This window comes from Microbacterium radiodurans, from assembly GCF_008710705.1.
In the GTDB taxonomy this organism is placed as follows: domain Bacteria; phylum Actinomycetota; class Actinomycetes; order Actinomycetales; family Microbacteriaceae; genus Microbacterium; species Microbacterium radiodurans.
This window is the reverse complement of record NZ_VYRZ01000003.1, coordinates 369,606-393,419: the sequence shown is the minus strand read 5'-3', so window position 1 is coordinate 393,419 and position 23,814 is coordinate 369,606. Positions and strand designations below refer to the sequence as shown.

The 23,814-nt window shown below is 72.4% G+C and carries 23 protein-coding genes and 1 pseudogene; 7 read left to right on the top strand and 17 right to left on the bottom strand.

Annotated features, from left to right (window positions below; translation table 11 throughout):
* The first annotated feature begins 75 nt into the window (after nt 1-75).
* Together chrA and F6B42_RS12090 are read left to right on the top strand one after the other, a co-directional pair.
* Nucleotides 76-1,347 (top strand): chromate efflux transporter, encoded by a 1,272-nt coding sequence (gene chrA / locus F6B42_RS12095; RefSeq protein ID WP_150419940.1) that lies wholly within the window; start codon nt 76-78, stop codon nt 1,345-1,347.
* Nucleotides 1,344-1,741, top strand: a pseudogene (locus F6B42_RS12090) (arsenate reductase ArsC). The gene chrA and the pseudogene F6B42_RS12090 overlap by 4 nt, the downstream one beginning before the upstream one ends.
* 12 nt (nt 1,742-1,753) lie before the next feature.
* Here the strand turns inward: F6B42_RS12090 and F6B42_RS12085 are convergent.
* Nucleotides 1,754-3,034: an MFS transporter gene (locus tag F6B42_RS12085; RefSeq protein WP_150419939.1), complete on the bottom strand. Its 1,281-nt coding sequence runs from the start codon at nt 3,032-3,034 to the stop codon at nt 1,754-1,756.
* Between the two features lie 98 nt (nt 3,035-3,132).
* Complete coding sequence (locus tag F6B42_RS12080; RefSeq protein WP_150419938.1) at nt 3,133-4,422, bottom strand: M18 family aminopeptidase; 1,290 nt, start codon at nt 4,420-4,422, stop codon at nt 3,133-3,135.
* A gap of 239 nt (nt 4,423-4,661) precedes the next feature.
* On the opposite strand from F6B42_RS12080, the gene F6B42_RS12075 reads away from it, so the two are divergent.
* A complete protein-coding gene (locus tag F6B42_RS12075; protein WP_150420277.1) occupies nt 4,662-6,170 on the top strand; it encodes an MATE family efflux transporter in 1,509 nt (502 codons plus the stop codon).
* A 135-nt stretch (nt 6,171-6,305) separates the two neighbouring features.
* On the opposite strand, the gene F6B42_RS15010 is transcribed toward F6B42_RS12075, so the two are convergent.
* Nucleotides 6,306-8,108, bottom strand: a complete 1,803-nt coding sequence (locus F6B42_RS15010; protein WP_223878476.1) for an NYN domain-containing protein — start codon at nt 8,106-8,108, stop codon at nt 6,306-6,308.
* Nucleotides 8,109-8,218: 110 nt separating this feature from the next.
* On the opposite strand from F6B42_RS15010, the gene F6B42_RS12065 reads away from it, so the two are divergent.
* The 3 genes from F6B42_RS12065 to F6B42_RS12055 are packed head-to-tail and all read left to right on the top strand — an operon-like array spanning nt 8,219 to nt 10,571.
* On the top strand, nt 8,219-9,028 hold the full coding sequence (locus tag F6B42_RS12065; protein ID WP_150419937.1) for a glycosyltransferase family 2 protein: 810 nt from the start codon (nt 8,219-8,221) through the stop codon (nt 9,026-9,028).
* Complete coding sequence (locus tag F6B42_RS12060) at nt 9,025-9,939, top strand: endonuclease/exonuclease/phosphatase family protein (protein ID WP_150419936.1); 915 nt, start codon at nt 9,025-9,027, stop codon at nt 9,937-9,939. Before F6B42_RS12065 ends, F6B42_RS12060 begins: the two co-directional genes overlap by 4 nt.
* On the top strand, nt 9,936-10,571 hold the full coding sequence (locus F6B42_RS12055) for a hypothetical protein (protein ID WP_223878475.1): 636 nt from the start codon (nt 9,936-9,938) through the stop codon (nt 10,569-10,571). The genes F6B42_RS12060 and F6B42_RS12055 overlap by 4 nt, the downstream gene beginning before the upstream one ends.
* On the opposite strand, the gene F6B42_RS12050 is transcribed toward F6B42_RS12055, so the two are convergent.
* From F6B42_RS12050 to F6B42_RS12040, 3 genes are all read right to left on the bottom strand, one after another.
* The gene (locus F6B42_RS12050) at nt 10,555-11,793 is read right to left on the bottom strand and encodes an NAD(P)/FAD-dependent oxidoreductase (protein WP_150419935.1); all 1,239 of its coding nucleotides are present in this window, start codon (nt 11,791-11,793) and stop codon (nt 10,555-10,557) included. The genes F6B42_RS12055 and F6B42_RS12050 overlap by 17 nt on opposite strands.
* Before the next feature lie 72 nt (nt 11,794-11,865).
* Nucleotides 11,866-12,243 carry a cytochrome d ubiquinol oxidase subunit II gene (locus tag F6B42_RS12045; protein WP_150419934.1) on the bottom strand — a complete coding sequence of 126 codons (378 nt, stop codon included), beginning with the start codon at nt 12,241-12,243 and terminating at the stop codon, nt 11,866-11,868.
* 105 nt (nt 12,244-12,348) lie between these two features.
* Nucleotides 12,349-13,173 carry an SDR family NAD(P)-dependent oxidoreductase gene (locus F6B42_RS12040; RefSeq protein ID WP_150419933.1) on the bottom strand — a complete coding sequence of 275 codons (825 nt, stop codon included), beginning with the start codon at nt 13,171-13,173 and terminating at the stop codon, nt 12,349-12,351.
* A gap of 171 nt (nt 13,174-13,344) precedes the next feature.
* Between F6B42_RS12040 and F6B42_RS12035 the strand changes: the two genes are divergently transcribed.
* Nucleotides 13,345-13,560 (top strand): hypervirulence associated TUDOR domain-containing protein, encoded by a 216-nt coding sequence (locus F6B42_RS12035; RefSeq protein ID WP_150419932.1) that lies wholly within the window; start codon nt 13,345-13,347, stop codon nt 13,558-13,560.
* Between the two features lie 101 nt (nt 13,561-13,661).
* On the opposite strand, the gene F6B42_RS12030 is transcribed toward F6B42_RS12035, so the two are convergent.
* From F6B42_RS12030 to F6B42_RS11980, 11 genes are all read right to left on the bottom strand, one after another.
* Nucleotides 13,662-14,117 (bottom strand): SRPBCC family protein, encoded by a 456-nt coding sequence (locus F6B42_RS12030; protein WP_150419931.1) that lies wholly within the window; start codon nt 14,115-14,117, stop codon nt 13,662-13,664.
* A 137-nt stretch (nt 14,118-14,254) separates the two neighbouring features.
* Nucleotides 14,255-15,337, bottom strand: a complete 1,083-nt coding sequence (locus tag F6B42_RS12025; RefSeq protein WP_150419930.1) for a DNA glycosylase AlkZ-like family protein — start codon at nt 15,335-15,337, stop codon at nt 14,255-14,257.
* Between the two features lie 73 nt (nt 15,338-15,410).
* Nucleotides 15,411-16,094 carry an NAD-dependent deacylase gene (locus tag F6B42_RS12020; protein WP_150419929.1) on the bottom strand — a complete coding sequence of 228 codons (684 nt, stop codon included), beginning with the start codon at nt 16,092-16,094 and terminating at the stop codon, nt 15,411-15,413.
* A 1-nt stretch (nt 16,095) separates the two neighbouring features.
* Nucleotides 16,096-16,827: a sulfurtransferase gene (locus F6B42_RS12015; RefSeq protein WP_150419928.1), complete on the bottom strand. Its 732-nt coding sequence runs from the start codon at nt 16,825-16,827 to the stop codon at nt 16,096-16,098.
* Between the two features lie 108 nt (nt 16,828-16,935).
* Nucleotides 16,936-17,784 (bottom strand): aldo/keto reductase, encoded by an 849-nt coding sequence (locus F6B42_RS12010; protein ID WP_150419927.1) that lies wholly within the window; start codon nt 17,782-17,784, stop codon nt 16,936-16,938.
* A 62-nt stretch (nt 17,785-17,846) separates the two neighbouring features.
* On the bottom strand, nt 17,847-18,344 hold the full coding sequence (locus tag F6B42_RS12005; RefSeq protein ID WP_396652467.1) for a GNAT family N-acetyltransferase: 498 nt from the start codon (nt 18,342-18,344) through the stop codon (nt 17,847-17,849).
* Nucleotides 18,345-18,756: 412 nt separating this feature from the next.
* Entirely contained in the window at nt 18,757-19,632 is an 876-nt protein-coding gene (locus tag F6B42_RS12000) for a siderophore-interacting protein (protein ID WP_150419926.1), read from the bottom strand.
* Nucleotides 19,629-20,498, bottom strand: a complete 870-nt coding sequence (locus tag F6B42_RS11995) for an ABC transporter ATP-binding protein (RefSeq protein ID WP_191089378.1) — start codon at nt 20,496-20,498, stop codon at nt 19,629-19,631. The genes F6B42_RS12000 and F6B42_RS11995 overlap by 4 nt, the downstream gene beginning before the upstream one ends.
* Before the next feature lies 1 nt (nt 20,499).
* Nucleotides 20,500-21,600, bottom strand: a complete 1,101-nt coding sequence (locus F6B42_RS11990; RefSeq protein ID WP_223878474.1) for a FecCD family ABC transporter permease — start codon at nt 21,598-21,600, stop codon at nt 20,500-20,502.
* Entirely contained in the window at nt 21,597-22,598 is a 1,002-nt protein-coding gene (locus tag F6B42_RS11985; protein WP_191089353.1) for an iron chelate uptake ABC transporter family permease subunit, read from the bottom strand. Before F6B42_RS11985 ends, F6B42_RS11990 begins: the two co-directional genes overlap by 4 nt.
* Entirely contained in the window at nt 22,595-23,539 is a 945-nt protein-coding gene (locus F6B42_RS11980) for an ABC transporter substrate-binding protein (RefSeq protein ID WP_150419925.1), read from the bottom strand. The genes F6B42_RS11985 and F6B42_RS11980 overlap by 4 nt, the downstream gene beginning before the upstream one ends.
* Between the last annotated feature and the right edge of the window lie 275 nt (nt 23,540-23,814).

Here is a 23,814-nt window from a genome sequence, read left to right as displayed (position 1 = left end):
GCCGCGTCACCTTCATCTGGTACACCGCGCGCGCGGGTTCACGCGCCGTTCACCGACGGTCGATGGGATGGGGTCATGCCCACCGCCGTCGCCGCCGTCCTCGGCGCCTTCGCCCGGCTCGGGCTCACGTCCTTCGGCGGACCGATCGCCCACCTCGGCTTCTTCCGCGACGAGTTCGTCACCCGGCGCCGCTGGGAGACCGACCGCGGCTACGCCGAGCTCGTCGCGCTCTGCCAGTTCCTCCCCGGCCCCGCCTCGAGCCAGGTGGGATTCGCGATCGGCCTGCGCCGTGCCGGGCTCCTCGGCGCCCTCGCCGCCTTCATCGCCTTCACGCTCCCGTCCGCCCTGATCATGGTCATCGCCGCGGCGAGCATCGACCTCGTCGCCGGTCCCGTCGCCGGCGGCGCGATCGACGGGCTGAAGGTCGTCGCGGTCGCGGTCGTCGCGCAGGCGGTCTGGGGCATGTCGCGCACCCTCGCGCCCGATCGACCCCGGGCGAGCATCGCGATCGCCGCGGCGGTGATCGTCCTCGGCAGCACCTCGGTCGGCGGTTCTCTCGGCGGCGCAGCGGGCGGCTTCGCGCAGGTAACCGTCATCGTCCTCGGCGCCGCGGCCGGCGTGCTGTGGCTCGGCGCCGGCGACGGTACCGCGGAGGAGGGCGGATCCGGCTCGGCGGACGGCTCGCCGGCATCCGGTCGCCGCGGTCGCCGGCTCGGGATCGTCTCGATCGTGCTGTTCGCCCTGCTGCTCATCGGCACCCCCCTCCTCGCGGCGGTGACGGGGCCCGGTCCGCTCGCCCTGTTCGACGCGTTCTACCGGTCGGGCGCCCTCGTCTTCGGCGGCGGCCACGTCGTCCTGCCCCTGCTGCAGACGGCCGTCGTCGACACCGGCTGGGTCGACGGCGACGCCTTCCTCGCCGGCTACGGCGCCGCGCAGGCCCTGCCGGGCCCGCTCTTCGCGTTCGCCGCGTATCTCGGCGCGCTCGCGACGGTCGGCCCGGGCGGCGTCGCCGGTGCGGCGATCGCGCTCGCGGGCATCTTCCTGCCGGGCTTCCTCCTGCTGCTCGCGGCCCTCCCGGTGTGGTCGCGGGTGCGGCGGCATGCGGGCGCCGCAGCCGCGGTGCGCGGCGCCAGCGCGGCGGTCGTCGGCATCCTGGGCGCTGCCCTCTACGACCCCGTCTTCACGACGGCCGTCACTCGTGTCGATCAGTTCGTGCTCGCGCTCGTCGGCTTCGGCCTGCTCGTGTTGTGGCGCTGCCCGCCGTGGATCGTCGTGCTCGGAGGTGCCCTCGTCGGAGCTCTCGCGGGCGTGGCCGGGGACGCGGCATCCGGGATGATGGGGTCATGACCACCCCGCGCGTCCTCTTCGTCTGCGTGCACAACGCGGGCCGGTCGCAGATGGCATCGGGCTATCTGCGCGAACTCGCCGGCGACCGCATCGAGGTGCGCTCCGCCGGCTCCGAGCCGCGCGAGAGCCTCAACCCCGTCGCCGTCGCCGCCATGGCCGAGGACGGGATCGACATCACGGGCCGGACGCCCGCCGTCCTGACCGATGACGACGTCCGCGCCTCGGACGTCGTCATCACGATGGGATGCGGCGACGCCTGCCCGATCTTCCCGGGCAAGCGGTACGAGGACTGGCAGCTCGACGACCCCGCCGGGCAGGAGCTGCCCGGCGGGGTCGCATCCGCGACGACATCCGCGCTCGGGTCGAGTCCCTGATCACCGAGCTCGTCGGCTGACGCGACCCTCGCTCAGCGGACGGGAGTCGCGTCGGCGGCGACGGTCGTCGCATCGCTCGACGCGGGGCCGGTCGTCGCGCGCCGCTCGCGCCGCTCGAGACCGAGGTTCACGACCCCCAGCACCAGCACGAGGACGGCGGCGACGGTCGGCAGCGCCATCGCGAGACGGAGGTCGCCCGCCTCGGCGATCGCGCCGGTGACGGCCGAGGCGAGCGCCTGCGCGAGGGTCAGCGCCGAGCCGAGGAGGGTCATGGTCGTCGCGGAGCGCCCGATCGGGCTGCGGTGCCCCGCGATGCTGAAGAGCGTGACGAGGATCGGCCCGACGCCGAGGCCCATGAGGAGCAGCATGACGATGACGAACCCGAGCGTGTCCGCCATCGCGTAGCCGACGGCCGACGCGGCGAGCACCGAGCCGAAGACGAGCCAGCGCGCGCGCAGCGCGAAGCTCGCGGGCAGCAGGACGACGGCGAGCGCCAGAGCCGCGGAGCCGATGCCCATCAGCCCGTACAGGAGGCCCGCCTCGACGCCGTCACCGGCGGACTGGGCGAACGCGGTCAACGACGTCAGCGTGGCGCCGAAGAACATCCCGACCCCGAAGGTCGCCGCCACGAGCACCAGGATGCGCGGGTGGAGGACGGCGCGGACGGGAGCGCGCTCCTCGGCGGCCGTCCGGGTCGCCGAGGCCGCGATCAGTCCGCTCGGGTGCAGGGCGAACGCCGTGACGAAGACGAGGCTGAGTCCCGCGGCGATCGCGATCGGCGCCCACGGCGCGATCGCGGCCGCGAGGATGCCGACGAGGAACGGCCCGATGACGAACGCCGTCTCGTCGGCGGCGGACTCGTACGACATCACCCGCGAGAGGGTGACGGGCCGCCGTTCGGCCGAGAGACGCACGCGGATGATGCCCATGAGGCGGCTGCGCGACATCGCCGCGGCCTGCGGTGCGCTGAGACCGATCGCCGCGGCGACGGCGAGCACCGCGGGCTCGGGCGCATCGGCCAGCAGCACGAGCGGGAACGCCCCGAGCAGGAGGCCGTTGATGATGCCGAGCGGCACGAGCACGCGGCGCTGGCCGAACCGGTCGACCGCGTCGCCGATGGCCGGACCGGCGACGACGACACCGACGCCGACCGCCGCCGAGGTGAGTCCGCCGAGACCGACCGATCCGGTCTGGGCGACGACGAGGGTCAGGACGCCGACGACCATCATGGCGAACGGCAGGCGCGCGACGAAGGCGATGGGGAAGAAGCCCCAGCCGGTGTGGGTGATCAGCGAACGGTTGTCGGCCGTCATGTCTGCCTCCGGGAAGGTCGGCTGAACGTGCCGCCTTGCTCCATCAGCAGGTAGTTGCACCGGGGCGCCGGGCGGATGCCGCGGGCGCGCCGACCATTCTACCGGCGGAAGTACTCCTCGGCCACGGCGGCGAGATCGTGCAGGTCGCTCACCCCGGCGAGCTCGCGCGCGGAGTGCATGGAGAGGATCGGGATGCCGACGTCGACGGTGCGCAGGCCCAGTCGGGTCGCGGTGATCGGGCCGATGGTCGACCCGCAGGGGACGCCGTTGTGCGAGACGAACTCCTGGCTGTGCACGCCCGCCGCGTCGCACCAGCCGTTCCACGCCGCGGCGCCCGCGGCATCCGTCGCGTACCGCTGGTTCGCGTTGATCTTCAGGATCGGACCCGAACCGAGCACCGGCTGCACGACGGGGTCGTGCTTGTGCGCGTAGTTCGGATGCACCGAGTGCCCCACGTCGCTCGAGACGCACCACGATGCCGCGAGCGCCCGCAGGGCCTCGTCGCGGTCGCCGCCGAGGCCGATGCGGACGCGCTCGAGGACGTCGGCGAGGAAGGGGCCGGCCGCACCCGAGCGGGTCGCCGACCCGATCTCCTCGTGATCGAACACGGCGAGCATCGCGATGTGCTCCGCATCGAACCCGTCGGCCGCTCGTTCGAGCGCCACGAGCCCGGCGTGCACCGACGCGAGGTCGTCGAGGCGACCCGCGGCGAAGAACACGTCGTCGGCTCCGAAGACCGCGCCGCGCGCGGCATCGGCGGTGACGACGTCGTAGCCGCGGATGCGGGCGGCGTCGACGCCCGCCTCGCGAGCGAGCTCCGCCAGCAGATCGGCCGATTCCGGCGCCCCGAGGCCCCAGACCGGCTGCGTCTGGGTCTGCTTGTCGAGCGCGAGATGATCATTCGCCTCGCGGTCGAGGTGGATCGCGAGCTGGGGCAGGCGCAGCAGCGGACCGGTCGCCGCGAGCACCGAGGTGCCGTCGTCGAGGACCAGACGCCCCGCCAGGCGGAGCTCGCGGTCGAGCCACGAAGTCAGCAGCGGTCCGCCGTAGATCTCGACACCCGCCTGCAGCCACCCGAGGCGGCCGGTCGTGGGCCGCGGCTTGAGCTTGAAGGCCGGCGAGTCGCTGTGCGCCCCGAAGACCCGCACGGGGGTGGTCGGCGACGCCGTCGCCGGCACGACCCACGCGAGCACGGCACCGTCGCGCACGACGAGATGACGACCTCCGGGCTGCGCCGGCCAGGCGTCATCCTCGGAGAGCGTCGAGAATCCGGCCTCGGTCAGCCGGCGGGCGACCTCGGCGGCGGCGTGGAAGCTCGACGGCGACGCGGCGACGAAGTCGGCCAGGTCGTCGGCGTGGGCACGGGCGGCGGTGGTGACGGCGGGCACGGCAACTCCTCGGAACGAACGGGCGTCCCTCGATCGTATGCGCCGCGCCCAGCCTCGTGCGTCTGCGCGTTTCGGATCGCAGGTGCGGATCCGGCACCGCCGCAGCACGTGGTCCGGCGAATGGGCGGACAGATTCGAATCGATTCGATACACTGGGAGCCGGCGGTGCCACGGCACCGCCTTCGTCATGCCCGCCGGGTCGGCGGACCTCCACCCCACCCACTCCGAAAGCACCCATGATGTCCCGCACCTTCACCACCGGCAGCCCGTGGCGCGTCATCCTGGCGTTCTCCGTCCCCCTGCTCATCGGCAACGTGGTGCAGCAGATGTATCACGTGGTCGACGCCATCGTCGTCGGTCGCTGGCTCGGGGTCGACGCCCTCGCGGCGGTCGGCGCGACGGGATCGATGCTCTTCCTCCTGATCGGATTCGCCTGGGGTCTGACGTCCGGGTTCGCCATTCCGACCGCGCAGGCCTTCGGCGCCGGCGACCATCGAGCGGTGCGCCGCTCGGTCGCCGCGGGAACCGCGCTCACGGCGCTCACCAGCATCCTGCTCACCGTCTTCGCACCGCTCGTCTCGCGACCGCTGCTGGAACTGCTGCAGACGCCGCCGGAGCTGCTCGACGATGCCACGACCTTCGCCGTGGTGAGCTTCCTCGGCGCCGGCGCGACGATGTTCTTCAACTACCTCGCGGCGATCATCCGCGCGATCGGAGACTCCCGGACCCCGCTGATCTTCCTCACCGTGGCATGCGTCTTCAACGTCGCGCTCGTCATCGTCATGGTCGGACCGCTCGGGTGGGGGGTCGGCGGCGCGGCGCTCGCGACCGTCGTGTCGCAGGCCCTGTCGGTGCTGCTGTGCCTCGAGTACATCCGCCGCCGCATCCCGGTGCTGCGCATGGCCCGAGGCGACTGGCGGATCTCGCGCGCCGACCTGACGCTGCACCTGCGACTCGGCCTGCCGATGGGCTTCCAGGCCTCGATCATCGCGATCGGCACCCTCGCGGTGCAGGTGCGCCTCAACGAGCTCGGCGCGGATGCCGTCGCCGCCTACACGACAGCCTCGCGCGTCGACGGACTCGCCGTCGCGCTCCTGCAGTCGCTCGGTCTCGCGGTGTCGATGTTCGTCGCGCAGAACTACGGCGGCGGGCGTCCCGACCGCATCCGCCAGGGTGTCGCCCAGGCGACCTGGCTCGCGCTGATCGGAGCTGTCGCGCTCGGAGCCGTGCTCATCGCCTTCGGTGCGCCGCTCGTGCGACTGTTCGTCGGCGAGGGCTCCGACGACGTCGTGGACCTCGCCGCGCTGATGCTGATCATCAACGGCGCGACCTACACCGCCCTGGGGGTGCTCTTCGTGCTGCGCGGCGCGCTGCAGGGACTCGGGCACACCGTCGTCCCCACCGTCACCGGAATCGTCGAGCTGTTCATGCGCCTCGGCGCCGCCGTGGTTCTGGGCGCCGTGATCGGCTTCGCGGGCGTCGCATGGAGCAACCCGCTCGCCTGGATCGGCGCTGTCGTCATCCTCGTGCCGGCCTACCTGCGCGCGCGCCGCGAGCTCGCATCGATGCCGATAGCGCGCACCGACCACATCAGCACCGCGACCACCCCGGTTCCCGTCGTCGGACCCGCGAGTGGTTCGATGGTCGTCGACGCGGTCGTCACTCAGCCGGTGCCGGTCATCCCGGTCCGGCGGCGCCGCGCGCTCGCCTCGGCACTGCGCCGACGCGACGGAGCCCGCCGGCGCTGACGCCGTGCGCCGGTCGCCGGCGGCCGTTCTCCGGCGATCCGCCGTTGTGCGCACCGGCGAGGAGACCCGGCTCCGGAGAACGAAGGATTCGCGCGGATCGCAGCTAGCGATGCGGAGCAGCTCGAGCGGGCGGAGTCAGCTCGCGGTCGTGCCGGGTCGCGAGGCACGCCGCGGCGCGCGCTTGCGCGCGGGGGCGGCCGGCTCCGATTCGGGCGCCGCGGGCTGAGCAGCCGCCTGCTCGGATGCCGTCTGCTCGGATGCCGCGGGCTCGGATGCCGTCTGCTCGGATGCCGCGGGCTTGGTCGTCCGCGACCGGGACGACCGGGGTTTCGTCGCCGCCGTCCGGGGCGCCGCAGCGTCGGGTGCCGCCGTGTCGGGTGCCGCAGTGTCGGGTGCCGCGGGCTCGGGTGCCGACGCGTCGGGTGCTGCCGTGTCCGGTGCCGACGCGTCGGGTGCTGCCGTGTCGGCGGGCTCGGATGCCGCGGTCTTCTTCGCCCGGCTGCGCGGAGCGCGCTTCGGCTTCGCGGGGGTCTCGGCCTGGTCCGTCGCGTCGTCCGCTCCGGTGACCGGCGCCTCGGTGGTCGCGGCGGGTGCGGCCGCGGCGGGTGCGGCCGCGGCGGGGACCTCGACCTCGACCTCGGCCGCGTCCGCGGCGGAGTCCGCACCGGGCGCGACCTGCCCGCTCGCGCGTGCGGCGTTCGAGACCGCATCGAGCGCGGCATCGAGGGCGGTCTCGAGGGTGAGCTGCTCGATCGGGCGGGCCGTCCGGCCGCGGCCTCGACCCGAGCCACCGCGAGCGACGGTCCCGGACTCCGCGGCCGGCGACGAGGCGACGTCGGACCCGCTCGCCGAGGTGGCGTCGGTGCTCGCCGACTCCCCCGTCGCCACGGTGTCCGGAGCGTCACCGGCGCCGGAGGCCTTCGCGCGCGGAGCGGCCGTCCGGCGCGAACGCGCCGGGGACGTGGCCGGGACTGCCGCGGCATCCGGAGCATCGACCGTCTCGGGCGCCGCCTGCTCCGCCGGCTCCGACGACTCGGCGACGGGCGCGTCCCCGTCGGCTGGGGCGCCATCGCGCGTCGACGAGCGCTTCTTCGCGGGCCGCTTCGCCGAGCGCGCGGCCGGAGCCGCCGCATCCGCCGTCGCGTCCGCCGCCGGAACGTCGGCACCGGCACCGGCACCGGCACCCTGACCGTCGCTCCCCGAAGCCTTCGGGGGCGTCTTCGGCCGCAGCGACATCCCGCCGGGCTTGGACTCGATGGCGAACAGACCGACCGCTTTGAGGAGGTCCGACAGCTTCGCGTAGCCCCAGTTGCGCGAGTCGAAGTCGGGCTGCTGCTTGCGCATGAGCTGACCGACCGTGCCGAGATCGGCCCAGCCGTCCTCCGACGACGCGGTCTCGACGCTGCTGCGCAGGAGCGAGACGAGCTTCGGGTCGGCTCGGAGCGCGGCCGGACTCATCCGCGACGGCCGCGCCGAGGGCGCGGTGTCGGGCTCGTCGGCGGCGCCCAGGACCTCGAGATAGGTGAACTGGTCGCAGGCGTTCCGGAAGGCTTCGGGCGTCTTCCGCTCGCCGAAGCCGTAGACGGTCACCCCCTCCTCGCGGATCCGCGAGGCCAGGCGCGTGAAGTCGCTGTCGCTCGAGACGATGCAGAAGCCCTGGAACCGGCGCGTGTAGAGCAGGTCCATCGCGTCGATGATGAGCGCGCTGTCGGTCGCGTTCTTGCCCGTCGTGTTGTCGAACTGCTGCATCGGCTGGATCACGTGCTCGCTCGCTGCGTCCTTCCAACCGCGCAGCTGCGACTTGGTCCAGTCGCCGTACACCCGCTTCACGGACGCCGTGCCGTAGGTAGCGATCTCCGCCAGCACACCCCCGATGCGGGAGGGCGAGACGTTGTCGGCATCGACGAGGACGGCGAGGAGGTCGCTCTGCTGGGGCATGAGTCCAGCATGTCATCCGTGCTCGCCGGACGGGGAGCGAGCACCGGACGGACGATGCCGTGTCAACCGTCTGTGACCTGCGCGCACACCCGCCTACCGTGAGGAGGAACATGACCGCGACACCCTCCCCGCCCCCGCCCGGATCGGACCGCGCCAGCGTCTCGGTCGTGATCCCCGTGAAGGATGACGCGCAGCACCTGCGCCGGTGCCTTCGCGCACTGGCGCTCCAGACCGAGACGCCCGACGAGATCGTGGTCGTCGACAACGGCTCGCGCGACGACTCGGCGGCGGTCGCCCGCGCAGCCGGAGCCCGTGTCGTCGTGTGCACCGAGCCGGGGATACCCGCCGCCGCGGCCGCGGGCTACGACAGCGCGGCCGGCGACGTCATCCTGCGACTCGACGCCGACTGCGTGCCCGGCGCGACGTGGGTCGCCGACCTGCGGGATGCATTCGAGGAGCGACCGCACGTCGACGTCCTCACCGGCGGCGCGCGGTTCATCGACGGGCCTCGGATGCTGCGGAGGCCGCTGGCCGCCGTCTACCTCGGCTGCTACGCGATGTTCGGTGTCCTCGCACTCGGGCACCTCCCCCTGTTCGGTTCGAACCTCGCGTTCCGCCGTTCGGCGTGGCGCGACGTCAGCCGTCGGGTGCACCGTCGCGACCCCGACCTCCACGACGATTTCGATCTCGCGTTCCACCTCGGCGAGCGGCACGTGATCCGGCGCGCAGCCCGCGCGCCCATGGGGATCTCGATGCGTCCGTTCGCGGAGCCGCGAAGCTTCGCCCTCCGCATCACGCGCGGCTTCCGGACCGTTACGGCGCACTGGCCGTTCGACCTTCCGCCCACGCGGCTCGTGCGACGATGGCTGCGCCGGGCACGAGCCCGGATCGGCGATTGCCGCACGGGAGGCACCGCATGACCGACGCGACGACCACACCAAGCCGGCCGCGGAGCCGGTCCGGGGCGCGGTCCGAGGCCGGACCCCGCCGGAGCGACATCATCCGTCCCCTCTTCTCGGCGCCGCCACCCGCAGCGAACGACCTGCACGTCGCCACCTGGAACATCCGCCGCCGCATCGATGGGCCGACGTGGCCGCCGAACGACCGCTGGTCGGTCCGCGCCCCGCGCATGGCCGCCGTGCTCCAGGCCGATCCCCCGGCCGTCCTCGGCACGCAGGAGGCGATGCCCGACCAGGCGGATCTCGTCCGCCGCTCGCTCGGCCCCGCCTACCGGTTCGTCGGACGCGGCCGGAACGCCGACGGGCGAGGCGAGGGCTGCCCGATCTTCTTCGACACCGAACGCCTCGAGCTGCAGGGCCACGAACAGCTCGCGCTGTCGCAGACCCCCTCCGTGCCGGGCTCGCGCTCGTGGGGAAGCCCGGTGCCCCGGATCGTCGTCCGGGCCGCGTTCCGAGATCGGGTCTCGGGCGCATCCTTCACGGTCCTCAACACCCACCTCGACGTGTTCTCCGCCCGTGCGCGGCTGCGATCGGCCTGGTTGCTGAGCGATCTGGCCGCCGCGGTCACCGGGCCCGTGATCGTCATGGGCGACATGAATGCGGGGCCCGGCTCGGCACCCGTCGCCGCCCTCCTCAGTGGTGATCTCGACGATGCCTGGCGGATCGCCCGGGAACGCACGAGCCCCCCGTGGGACACCTACGGCGCCTACGTCGAACCCCGGATGCGGCGCGGCCCCATCGACTGGATCGCGGTCGCACGCGGCATCGGCGTGGAACGCGCGGCGATCGACGCGCGCACCGTCGACGGCGCCGCGCCCTCGGACCATCTCGGCATCCACGTGCTGCTGCGCTTCGCCGCGGGGACCTCGTGACCGGCGCGCGCACCCGACCGACGATGGTCGAGAACTTCCTGCGCGCCCCGCGGAGCGCGGGCGCCGTCGTCGCCGATGCGGTGCGGCTCGTCGGGCTGGTGAGCGTCGTGGTCGCCGCGATCTGGTTCGAGCCGACGGATGCCGGCATCCTCGCCCTCGCGCTCCCCGCCCTGGTCGTCCCGCGCTTCCTCGGCGCGCGGCCCGCCTTCGACATCGTCACGGGCGTCACGGTGCTCGTCGCGGCGTGGAGCAATGTCATCGACCTGTACCGCACGTTCCCGGCGTGGGACATCCCCATGCACCTCGTCGCGACGGGCGTTCTCGCGACGCTCGCCTACCTCGCGGCCGGACGGTTCGACGTCGTGCCGCTGCCGGGCGATCCAGACTTCCGTCGCCGCACCGGCGTCGTGGTGACGACCGCGTTCGGACTCGCTCTGAGCGCGGTGTGGGAGATGGTCGAGTGGCTCGGCAAGACGTTCGTGGACTCGATCCTCGTGACCTACGACGACACGATCGGCGACATGGCGGTCGGCGGCGTCGGCGCTCTCGTGGCCGGCATCCTCATGGCGCGGGTGAGACTCGTCGCCCGGGATGCCGCAGACGACGCGGCTGGGGTCACACGCGGCCGGTGAGGATGAGGTTCCAATAGACCCACGGCAGGATGCGGCGGTCGAAGAACCACGACAGCCCGCTCTCGCGGTACATGCGCCGGAAGAAGGGGATCGTCGGCATGAGCTCGCTCGAGGGACCGAACTCCGCCCAGACGACGCTCGAGCGCGACACCGTCATCGGGCAGACGCCGTAGCCGTCGTAGCGGGCGCGCGGCCTGCGACCTTCGAGAGCCGACACGAGGTTCTTCGCCAGCACCATCGTCTGCTTGCGCAGCGCTCCGCCGCTCTTGGAGTTGGTCGTCGCCGCGGCGTCGCCGAGAGCCCAGACGTTGCCGTAGCGGCGATGGCGCAGAGTGTCCGGGTCGACCTCGACGAAGCCGTCCGCATCGTCCGGCGCCGCGAGACCGCCTGCCGCGATCCATTCGGGCGCCGACTGCGGCGGAACGACGTTCAGCAGATCGAAGTGGATGCGCTCGATGCCCGATGCCGACCCGATGACCGCGTCGCCGGCGTCGGCATCGACCTCGATGAGGGCGCTCGACGTGCGCAGTTCGATGCCGTAGCGATCGATCGCGCGCCCGATCTCGCGATCGAAGGCGGGGATGCCGAACACGGTGTCGTCGGGCACGACCATGACGACGCGGATGTCACCGAGAACGCCGGTGCGCTGCCAGTAGTCGCAGGCCTGGTACATGGGCTTCTGGGCGGCGCCGGCGCACGAGGCCGGTCCCGCCGGCTGCGTGAAGACGACCGTGCCCGCGCGCATGTCGCGAAGCCGGAGCGAGGTCCTCGCGGCGAGGTCGCCGGTGTAGTGGGTCGTGACGTCGCCGGTGCCGATCGCCTCGGCGAGGCCCGGCACGCTCGCCCAGTCGTACTGGATGCCCGGACTCAGGATGACGTGGTCGTAGGTGAGCGTGCCACCGCCCGTCAGGCTCAGCGAGCTGCGGGCCGGATCGATCGCCGAGACGGCGTCGCGGATCCACGAGACGCCATCCGGGATGACGGTGCGCTGAGGCCTCGTCGTCTCGCTGATGCGCGCGGTGCCGCCCGCGACGTGCGAGAAGAGCGGCTTGTACTCGTGGACGTCGCTCGGGTCGATCAGCGCGATGTCGTCGACGCCGCGCCGCCGCAGTCGCGCGGCGACCGAGATGCCGCCGTTGCCTCCCCCGACGACGATCACCCGATGGTGACCGGTGCGGGGTCGTGTCGTCTGCGGGGATGAGTCCGCTCCAGCCGTCGCCATGCAGCTCACGTTAGGCGCGCTCGTCCGTGAGCCGAACCCGGTTGCACGATCGGCCGACGGGCACTAGCCGGGTCACGCCGCCGGAGTGAGCGTCTCGATGACGTACACCGCCACGAACAGCGCGAGCGACCCGACCGCGAGGATCGCCATCGCGACGGCCAGACGCACGTTGCGGGCGCGGGCGTCCGACGACGAGCGAGCGGCGACGAGCATCATCGCCCAGCCGACCACCGCATAGACGATCCCGACCGCCGGCAGCACCGCCTGCAGCTGCAGCGCCAGCGCGAACAGGACGATCGCCACGACCGCGAGCACCGCGCTCGGCACGAGCCAGCGTGACGCGGAACCCGACCGGAAGCTCGCCTGGTTCCTCAGATCGGTCGGGTCGAGAATCGGCTGCCGGTCGGGCAGCTGCTCGGGGCCGTGGGGTTCGGTGCGCTTGTCGACCATGGCGTCCTCCGTTCGTCGGAGCGCCACGGTAAGCCGGCCGGGATCATCGGACGGACCCCCTTGCGGATCGAGCGCGGATGCCGCATGCCCCCGCACCCGCACGGGTCAGGGCGCGAGAGCCACCATCTCGGCGCTCCGGTCCCACAGCTCGCGTGCGAGATCGGCGTCGGTGGTGAGGGGATGCGACTTCGTCAGCCGGTCGCTCTCGTAGTAGCCGCCCGGCGCCCAGTCGACGCGGGGTGCGCCGTCCGCGAGGAACACCAGGCGCGCACCGCCCTCGTCGGTCGTCGTCAGCACGCGCTTCGAGAGGGGGTTGTGGTAGATCCAGCGGAACGGCCCCGGCACGTTCGCCGCGAACTGGGTGGCGACGACGCCGGGGTGGAACGCGACCGCCGAGATGCCCCGGTCGCCGGCGCGATGCTGCAGCTCACGCGTGAACAGGACGTTGGCGAGCTTGGCATTGCCGTAGGCGATGCGCCCCGAATACCGCTTCGCCGCGTTGAGGTCGGTGATGTCGAAGCGGGAGAACATGCGCGCCGCGCGGCTGGAGGTCTGGATGACCGAGGCGTCGCTGTCGGCCAGCCGATCGAGCAGCAGGTTCGTCAGCAGGAAGCCCGCGAGGTGGTTGACCTGGAACGTCTGCTCGAAGCCGTCGACGGTGAGGTGGCGCGGGCCGAAGATGCCGCCCGCGTTGTTGGCGAGCACGTCGATGCGCGGGTACGCCGTCAGCAGCTCGTCGGCGAGCCGACGCACCTGGTCGAGCTCGGCGAAGTCGGCGAGGTGGAAGGTCATGCCGAGCTCCGCGGCGAGCGCCTGCGTCTTCTCGGACGAGCGCCCGACGAGGACCACCCGCTCCCCCTCGCCCACGAGGCGTCGAGCCGCCGCCGCCCCGATGCCGTCGCTTGCTCCCGTGATCACGATCGTCCGCATGAGGGCGAGTCTTCCAGCGCTCGGACCGGATGTGCGAGCACTGGCGCGATCGGATGCGGTGTGTCAGTGCGCCGTGCCGATGAGCGCTCCGAGCTCCCTGTCAATGGCTTCGCCGCCGCCGGGGCACCGCGTCAGGATCTCGGGAACGAGACGAGAACGGAAGGAGCCGACATGGCACAGGAGCTGTCGACGGGCGATCGCGTGAGCTGGAGCACCTCGCAGGGACGCACGCAGGGGAAGATCGTCGAGAAGAAGGAGAAGGACTTCCAGTTCGCGGGGCAGAAGTTCACGGCATCCGCTGACGAGCCGGCGTTCATCGTGGAGTCGGAGAAGAGCGGCGACCGCGCTGCGCACCAGCGCTCCGCGCTGCGGAAGCTCGCTTCCTGACGACGAACCGCGAGACAGCATCCGGGCACCGAGACCGCATCTGATGGATGCTGTCTCGGTGCTCCGGTGCTGTCTCGCGGTCGGTCGCGGGCGGGGCGGGGTCAGTTCTCGATGTCGCCGCGCCACGCACCGGTCTCGGTGCCGCGCGACTCGATGAACTCCTTGAAGCGCGTGAGGTCCTTCTTGACGGCGTGGTCGTCGATGCCGATCGCTGCACCGACGGACTCGACGAAGCCCTCGGGCGTCCAGTCGAGCTGAACGGTGACGCGGGTCTCGGCGTCGCTGAGCTTGTGGAAGGTGACGACACCGGCGTGCTCGTCCTTGCCCCCGACACTGTTCCAGGCGACGCGCTCGTCCGGGTGCTGCTCGGTGATCTTGGCGGTGAACTCGCGCTCGGCGCCGCCGATCTTCACCTTCCAGTGCGTGGTGCCGTCGTCGAGCTGGGTCACCGACTCGACGAAGCTGAGGAAGTGCGGGAACGACTCGAACTGCGTCCACTGGTTGTACGCGACCGACACGGGCACGTCGACGTCGATGGTCTCGATGATGCGGGCCATGGGCGGCTCCTTTCGGTTGGGTTCCGGGGCTGACAGCCATGCTTCGCCTCCGTCGCCCCACGGGCGACCGCCTTGCGGGGTCTCGCTGCGGCTGATAGGCCTCGCGGCCCGGTTCGGCGCCCCTGTCACTCCCCCGTTCAGTCGAGGCCGCGCAGGCCGGCCCCCAGCCAGTCGGCCAGATCGCGGATCTCGGCCTCGACCGCCTCGCGCTCCTCGCTCTCCCACGGCACCAGTTCGTGGATCGCCGCGACGACGAGGTTCTCCTTCGGTTTGTCGAGAGCGGCGTCGAGGAGGCCGATGAAGCGATCCCCGCACAGGATCGGGTGCGCGAAATAGCCGTACACGCGCTGCGCCTTCGGGACGAACTGCTCGAGCTTGTAGGTGAAGTCGAAGGCTTCGACCAGGCGCGGCCGGTCGAACAGCATCCCGTCGTAGGGGTTGAGCAGCGCCACACGTCCACCCCGGTCGTCATCGACACCGTCGAGCGCCCGGGGATCGACGCGCCACTTCCACATGCTGCCCTCGACCGCCGCGGGCTCGCCCGCCATCCCGACCGCCGACCACGACGACTTCTGTCGCGCGAGACCCGCCGCCTGCAGGCGTCTGTCGTCGAGGATCGCCGCGGCCTCATCGGCGTCGAGATCGGGCTCGGGGCCGCGAGCCCGATCGGCGACGTCCCAGCGACGCAGCCGGCCGACGCGTCCGACGACGGCGACCTCGCCGAGCCTCTCGAGCAGATCGAGCATCCGGGGCACCTGGTTGTCGCTGTACCAGCCGCTGTCGTTGCCGGCGGGGACGGCCGCGGTGTCGGGGATGTCGGCGGCCAGGAGCGGGCCGTCGTCGCGCAGCCGGCTCAGCAGGTCGGCGCGGAAGGCCGCGTTGGCCTCCAGCCAGGCGGCCGTGCTCTCGCGCAGGGTGCGCTCCCGCATCCTGGCCCGCATCGCGGGCAGCATGCTCATCGGATGGAACGAGCCGGCGTACTCGAACAGCTGTCGATCGTCCTCGACCGCCTTCGGCAGCTGGCCGGGCTCGTACCCCCACCCGATGCGGCTCCACAGGATTGCCTGCTCACTCGGGGCGATCACCGCGGTCGGATCGATCTTGATCGCACCGAGCTGCTCGGCGACCTCGACGACGTCGCCCGGGCGGTCGGCCTCGAGGAGCTGCGCGCGCACGATGATGCGGCGCGCCTGCTCGCGGGTGAGCTCGTGGGCGTGCATGCGACGACGCTACCGCGGGCCTCCGACGCCGCGCGCCGCATCGGGGCGCGGGGCGCGTCGAGCAGCGGTCGGGTCAGAAACGAGCGGTCCAGGCGGGGACCGTCGCGGTGGCGGGGCCGAGCACGACATCGTCGAAGAGGGCCGTCTCCTCGTGCGCCTCGAGATTGAGCAGCGCGGTCCGGGCGCCGTTCTCGGCGGCGATGACGACGAGGGATGCCGCGGGCGTCACCGCTCCCGAGGTGCCGATCACCCAGAACTCCTCGCACAGCGACACCGCGTCGACGATGTCGTCGAGCCGGTACACGGCCTCGCCGAACCAGACGACGTCGGGGCGCAGCGCGCGGACGCCGCATCGCGGACAGGCCGGCTCTCCGGCGAGGTCGCCGTGCCACGGCATCCGCTCGTCGCACGCCTCGCAGCGCGCGCGCTCCAACTCGCCGTGGATGTGGATCACCCGCCGCGAGCCTGCCCGCTCGTGCAGATCGTCGATGTTCTGGGTCACCACGACGACGTCGCCGGGATGCCGCGCCTCGAGGTCTGCGAGCGCGCGATGCGCGGCGTTGGGCTGAGCCGCGGCCGCAACGCGCCGGCGCTCGTCGTAGAAGGCGTGCACGAGCGCCGGGTCGGCCGCGTAGCCCTCGGGCGTCGCGACGTCCTCGATGCGGTGGTCCTCCCAGAGTCCGTCGGCGGCTCGGAAGGTGCGGATGCCGGACTCTGCCGAGATCCCGGCTCCGGTGAGCACGACGATCCGCGGCATGTCAGCTCCGCGGGCCGAGGTCGGGTGAGAGGGCCTCGCGCTCGTCGAACACGAAGCAGTCGCCGTTCCAATGCGCGCCGCCCTCGTTCTCGAAGTAGCCGAGGATGCCGCCCTCGAGCTGGAAGGCGTCGACGCCCTCGTCGCGAAGGACGATCGCGGCCTTCTCGCAGCGGATGCCGCCGGTGCAGAAGCTCACGACCGTCTTGCCGGCCAGCTGCTCCCGGTGCTCGGCGACGGCCTCCGGGAACTGCGTGAAGCGTTCGATGCGCCAGTCGATCGCACCGTCGAAGGTTCCGTAATCGACCTCGAACGCGTTGCGGGTGTCGAGCAGCACGACCTCGCGACCGGTGTCGTCGTGACCCTGGTCGAGCCAGCGGCGGAGCTCGGCCGGCGACACGGCCGGTGCCCGACCCGACTCGGGGCGGATCGCCGGCCGGTCCATGCGGATGATCTCGCGCTTCACCTTGACCAGCATCCGTCCGAACGGCTGTTCGTCCGACCAGCTCTCCTTCGTCGTGAGCGCGGCGAAGCGATCCTCGCGCCGCAGCGCGTCGACGAACCCGCGCACGTCGTCAGGCGCACCGGCGAGGAAGAGGTTGATGCCCTCCTCGGCCAGCAGCACCGTGCCGCGGAGGGCCGCGGCGTCCGCTCGTCCCTTCAGGACGACACGCAGTGCTGCGGGGTCGGCGATGCGCGTGAAGAGGTACGCCGAGACGTTGAGGACGGAGGCCACTCGACCAGCCTACGAACAGGTCGGGCGCAGTTCGTCACGACCGGCGCGGAGATCTCCGCGCGCGGCGTTGCGAACTGCGCCCGAGACCCGGCCTTCGAGCGACCCGGGTCAGTGCACCTCGGAGGGGTGCGCGCTCACGCGGCCCGAGCCGTCGCCCGGGTCGAGAGCCGAGATCGCGTCGACCTGGGCGGTCGTCAGCTCGAAGTCGAACAGCGACGCGTTCTCGACCATGCGCTCACGGCTGACCGTCTTCGGGAAGACGATGAATCCGCGCTGGAGGTGCCAGCGGAGCACGACCTGCGCGGGGCTCTTGCCGTGCGCAGCTGCCGCCTCGGCGACCGGCTCGGCGCCGAAGAGGTCGTACTTGCCCTGTCCGAGGGGACCCCACGACTCGATCCGCACGCCCTTGTCGGTCGCCCAGTCGACGACCTCCTTCTGCTGGTAGGCGGGGTGCAGCTCGATCTGGTTGACCGCCGGGACGACGCCGGTCTCGCCGACGATCTTCTCGAGGTGCTCGACGAGGTGGTTCGAGACGCCGATGGAGCGGGTGCGTCCCGCGTCGCGGAGCTCGATGAGCTTCTGCCACGCGTTGAGGTAGGTGCCGTTGTCGGGGGCGGGCCAGTGCACGAGGTACAGGTCGACGTGGTCGAGTCCGAGCTTCTCGAGGCTCTCCGAGAGCGCGGCGCGCGGCTCGTCGCCGCCCTGGCGGTCGTTCCAGAGCTTCGTCGTGATGAAGAGCTCGTCACGCGGGATGCCGCTGGCCGCGATGGCGCGACCGACGCCCTCTTCGTTGCCGTAGATGGCCGCCGTGTCGATGTGGCGGTAGCCGGCCTCGAAGGCCTCGGACACGAGACGCTCGGTCTCGGCGGGGTCGACCTTGAAGACGCCGTAGCCGAGCTGCGGAATCTCGAAGCCGGAGTTGAGGGACACGTTCGGAACGTGGATCTGATCTGCCATGCCCTCAGCCTAGGAGCGCCCGTCGACTCGCGCCGTGGGCTTGACGGGAGCTCCCCGCGGCGTCAGCCGGCGAGGGCGTGCAGGGCGTCGCCCGTGAGGCGCTGCGTCGTCCACTCGTCCATCGGGGCGGCGCCGATCGAGCGGTAGAACGCGATCGAGGGGGCGTTCCAGTCCAGGACGGTCCACTCCAGACGCGAGTAACCGCGCTCGACGCACACCGCGGCGAGGGACGAGATGAGGGCCTTGCCGTACCCGGTGCCGCGCTGCGTCTCATCGACGAAGAGGTCTTCGAGCCAGATGCCGTGACGGCCGGTCCACGTCGAGTAGGTCAGGAACCAGATCGCGATGCCCACGATCGCGCCCTCGCGTTCGACGACGTGGCAGAACGCCCGCGGGTCGGCGCCGAACAGGGTCACGCCGAGCGCGTCGACGGTGTTCTCGACGGCATCCGGCTCGCGTTCGTAGACGGCGAGCGCCCGAACGCACGACAGGATGCCGGCCTCGTCACCGGGCCGGGCGGCGCGCAGCACGGCGCCGCCGGGAAGTTCACGCGGGGTCACCGGCTCAGAGTATCGGCCACGCGCGCTCGTCCTGCGCAGCGGTTCGCGCCGGTTCGGGCCCCCGCGCGCGGATTTCAGGAGAATCGCGCTCCCCACCCGGCTCGCGCCCGGCAGCCCGCGGGTACCGCATCGGCCGAGCCCAGAATCTCCTGAGTTCGGTGCGCGTGCCGGCGCTCGCTCATCCCGACCCCGAGCACGGGTTTCGGGGGCCGGGCTCACTCGCCGCCAGGATCCGCGCGCGCCCTTCCGGATCCCGAGAGCGCACTCGAGCGCCGCTGTCGGCGTCCGGGCCGGGCAGAACTCAGGAGGATCGCGCGATCCGGCCCCGGCGCGCCCGGAAAGACGCGGGTACCGGATCGGCCGACCCCGGGATCTCCTGAGACCCGCCCACACATCGACGCGCGACAGGCGCTCAGCCGACCAGCGCCCCGCCACGCCGCCAGTACCCGAGAAAGGAGACGCGTTCCTTCGGCACGCCCGCCTCGTGGACGAGGTGACGCCGGATGCCGGTGACCACCCCCGACTCCCCCGCGAGCCACACCGCGAGACCCGAGTCCTCCGTCGGGGCTCGCCCGCGCTCGGGCCCCTGCCCGCGCATCCATTCCCGGACAGCGCCGAGGAGAGCGTCGTCGCCCTCGACGTGGCGCACGCGCGCCGCCGTCACCCCCGGCGGCAGCGTCCCGGTCAGCACATCGTCGGCGGCATCCCCCACGCCGGCGATGACGTGCGCACGCGCGCCGGCCGGCAGCGACGCGACGATGCTGCGGATCGCCGGAAACGCCGTCTCGTCGCCGACGAGGAGGAAGCGCCGGGCGTCGCCGGGCGTCCAGTGGATGCCGTATCCCGTCCATCCCATCCGCGCGTCGGGTCCCGTGATCACGAGCGGGTCGCCGGCGCGGGCCGATGCCGCCCAGGCCGAGGCGGGACCGGCCGGCTCGTGCAGGAAGAAGTCGACGTCGATCTCCCGCCGGTCCGCACGGATCGCCGACGGCGTGTACGTGCGCAGGACGTTGCGCGCGTCCTCGTCGAGCGCCTTCCAGCGCGCGTACCAATCGGACGGGTGCGGCGTCGGCTCCTCGAGCAGGCCGAAGTCGGCCAGTCCCCGGTTCTCGGCGAAGCGAGCCATCGGCAGCACGACCTTGATCCGCTGATCGAGACCCCACGGTGCGAAGTCCGCGAGCGCCTCGCCGCGCAGGGTGATGCGCACGAAGCGGGGGCTCAGCCATCGGGTCGCGGCGACCTCGACGGCGAACGCACTGTACGCCCAGGGCCGGTCCGCGCCGGTCACGACCGCGCCCCCGCGGCAGGGTCGGCTGCGCCCCGGCGAGCGCGGAGGGGGACGACGAGCGGCCCGCCCGTCACGGGATCCTCGACGACGACGTTGGCGAGCCCGAACACCTCGCGGACGCGCTCGCTCGTGATGACCTCGGCGGGCGGGCCCTCGGCGAGGATGCGGCCGTCCCGCATCGCGACGATGTGCGACGCGTAGCGCGCCGCGTGATTGAGGTCGTGCAGCACGGCCACGATCGTCCGGCCCCGCTCGTTGAGCTCGGCGAACAGCTCCATCAGCTCGACCTGATGGGCGACGTCGAGAAACGTCGTCGGCTCATCCAGGAGCAGCAGTTCGGTCTCCTGCGCGAGGACCATCGCGACCCAGACGCGCTGACGCTGCCCGCCCGAGAGCGCGTCCACCGTCCGCGTCGCGAGGCCCGTCGTCCCCGTGGCCTCGAGCGCGTCCGCGACGGCCGCGTCATCGGCATCCGACCACTGCCGCAGCAGGTTCTGATGCGGGTACCGCCCGCGGGCGACGAGCTCGCGCACCGTGATGCCCTGGGGCGCGATCGCCGACTGCGGCAGCAGCCCGAGGCGACGGGCGACCGTCTTCGCCGGCAGCTGCGAGATCGCGCGACCGTCGAGCACGACGCGTCCCGCGCGCGGCGGGAGCAGCCGCGACAGTCCGCGCAGGAGCGTCGACTTGCCGCACGCATTCGGGCCGATGATGACGGTGAACGATCCGGGCTCGATGCGCACCGACAGGTCGCGCACGATCTCCGCACCGTCGTAGGCGAGCGTGATCGACTCCGCGGCCAGGGATGCGGCGACCGATGCCGATGCGGATGCCGCGGCGTCGGGCGCTTCGGCGGTGGACGGGATCTCAGACACGACGGCGGACCTCCAGCACGATCATGAGGACGAGGTAGGCGCCGCCGATCGACACGGTGACGACGCCGACGGGAAGGGGCACGGGCAGCAGGTGCTGTGCGACGAGGTCGGACGCGAGGAGGAGCGTCGCGCCGATCAGCGCGGACAGGCCGAGCGAGAGGCTCGGCGTCCGCGCCAGCAGGCGACCCACCTGCGGCGCCGCGAGCGCGACGAAGGCGATCGGTCCGCCGACCGTCGTGGCCGCGGCGACGAGGACGACGCCGACGAGGAGAGCGACGGTGCGGACGAGGTTCGGGCGGGCGCCGGTGGCGGCGGCGAGGTCGTCGCCGAGCTCGATCTGACGCAGGCGCGGAACGAGCGCGAACGCCGCCGCGACGAACGGAAGCGCGCACGCGAGGGCCCCGGCCACCGGGGCCGCCGTCACGCCGTTCAGGCTCCCGGCGCCCCAGGCGGATGCGAACATCGCCGTCTCGAGCTCGATCTGCAGCAGCATCCAGGTGTTCAGCGAGGCCAGCATCGCCGAGACGCCGATGCCGACGACGATGAGGCGGAAGCCCTGCACGCCGCCGCGATAGGCCAGCAGCCAGATCGCCGCAGCCGTCGCGAGCGCGCCGACGAGGGACCCCGCCACGAGCACCGGCCAGCTCGTCGACACGAGCACGAGCGCGGCGAGCATGCCGGTGAACGCGCCGCTCGAGAGCCCGAGGATGTCCGGGCTCGCCAGCGGGTTGCGGGTGACCGTCTGAAAGAGCGCGCCGGCGATGCCGAGAAGCGCTCCGACACCGAGCGCGCCGAGGGCCCGCGGCATCCGCCATTCGCCCACGACCGTCTGCAGCAAGGGATCGTCGCTGCGCCCGAGCAGAACGGCGACGACATCGGCCGGCGCCACGGGAAAGGTCCCGGAACCCAGGGCGACGACGAGCAGCGCGAGAGAAGCGGCGAAGGCCGCCGCGCCGATGACGAGGCTGCGGCGACGCACGGTCCACCGGGCCGGCCCGAGTCGCAGGCGGAGCGTCGGCGGTACCCGCGGCATCCGCGCCTGCTGCTCCCCTGTCGGGACGCGCTCGCCGCTCACCACCTGCCCGCCCGTCATAGCGCGCTCGCCCGTCGTCGACGCGCGAGCGCGATGAGGATGGGGGCTCCCACGAACGCCGTCACGATGCCGACCGGCACCTCGGCGGGCGCGATCAGCACACGCCCGATGACGTCCGCCGTCAGCACGATGACGGGCGCGAGCACCGCGCTGCCGAGCACGATCACCCGCTGGTCGTTGCCGAAGAGCCACCGGACGATGTGCGGCACCATGAGGCCGACGAACGAGATCGGACCGGCGAGAGCCGTCGCCGCCCCGGCGAGAAGAGTGACGGCCGCGACGACGCCGATCCGGATGCCGCGGACGTTCGCGCCCTGCGCTCGTGCCACGTCATCGCCGAGGGCGACGGCGTTCAGCCCCCGCGCGAGGATCGCCGCCAGCACGAGGCCCGCCGCGATGAACGGCGCGACCGCTGCGATGACGTCCGCATCGCGGCCGAGCAGCGACCCGGCGTTCCAGCTGCGCATCGCGTCGAAGGCGTCGGGGTCGCTCAGCACGATGCCGGTCGTGATGCCCGAGAGCACCGCCCCGAGCGCGACTCCCGCGAGCGTGAGGCGGATCGGACCGGCCGCCCCGCGGCCGCCCGAGCCGATGAGGTAGACCGCCACGGTGACGACGAGAGCACCCGCGAAGGCGAACCAGACCGCTCCCGAGACGGCGCGGATGCCGAAGACCGACATTCCGAGGGCGACGGCGAGCGCGGCGCCGGCGTTGACCCCGAGGATGCCGGGATCCGCGAGCGGGTTGCGTGTGAACGCCTGCATGAGCGCTCCGGCGACCCCGAGCGCTGCTCCCGCCAGCAGTCCCACGATCGTCCGCGGCACCCGCAGATCGAGCACCACGAACGCCGCATCCGGCGAGGCGGTTCCCCGCAGCGCGGCGATCACCGTCTCGAGCGGCAGCGGGTTGGCCCCGATCGCGAGCGAGAGCAGGGCGACGAGGACGAGCGCGCCGACGACCGCGAGGGCGATGACGGCTCGGCGGGCGACGCGGGTCACCGCTCGTCGAGATACCGCTCGATGTCGTCGAGCACGCGCTGGGCGCCGTGCGGTCCGACACCGGCCACCCACGTGCTCGTGTCGACGAGGGTGACGGCGGGGAACGCCGCCGCGTTCTGGGTGATGGCCGCGGGGATGGCCGCGGCATCCGAGACGTCGGCAGCGGTCACGAAGACCGCATCGGCGCGCGCATCGAGGATGTTCTCGGGCGAGATGTCGGCCTGCAGGCCGTCGGCCCAGTCGTGCTCGGGCGTGGTATAGCCGACGCACTCGAGCAGACTGCCGGCGAACGACACCGGCCCGTAGAGGCTGAGCGTGGTCTCGTCGCGCGGTCGGATGACCTGCGCCGTCTGTCCGGCCACGTCGTGCGCCTCGGCGATCTCGGCGCAGCGGTCGTCGACCGCGGCGATCTGCGCGGCGACCTCGTCCTCGCGGCCGAGCGCCTCGCCGATGAGCTCGGCGTTCTCACGCCACGGATCGGCCTGGGTGCCGATGAAGACCGTCGGAGCGATGGCCGACAGCTGGTCGTAGAGCTTGGAGTGCCGTGCCTCGGTGCCGAGGATGAGGTCGGGCTGCAGCGCCGCGATGGCCTCCAAGTCGGGCTCGGGCACGGTCCCGACCGGCTCGACGCCCTCGACCCCGAGATAGGCCGGGATGCCCGCGACGTTGCTCGCGACCGCCGCTCCCACGGGAGTGATGCCGACGGCGACCGCCGTGTCGAGCTCGAGGGGCTCGAGGGTGACGACGCGCTGCGGCTCGGCGGGCACCTCCGTGGTCCCGCGGGCGTGCTCGATCGTCCGCGGCGACGCGCTCCCGGCGGGTTCATCGACTGTGGCCGACCCGGCAGCCGACGACTCCGCGGCGCATCCCGTCAGGAGAAGCGCGGCGATCGCGGACGCGGAGACGAGCCCGAAGGCGCGGCGAAGAGGACGAGACAGCATGACGGGGACCTTCCCTCGGATGAACGCGCGGCATCCCGCGACTGAGGCAAGGCAACCCTAACAACATCCTGTGTACGTCACCGGGAATTACCGCTTCTGGCACCCGCCCAGCCCTCTGCTGCGACGTGACCGTGCCGGACTCAGGAGAAACGGCGACGCCCGGCCGACCGGGCCCCGCGGATACGCGGATGCCGGCCGGCCGGGCGTCGATATCTCCTGAGTTCGGTACGCCGAGCGGTGGTCGCCGGGCGTGCAAATCGACGGAGGCGACGACT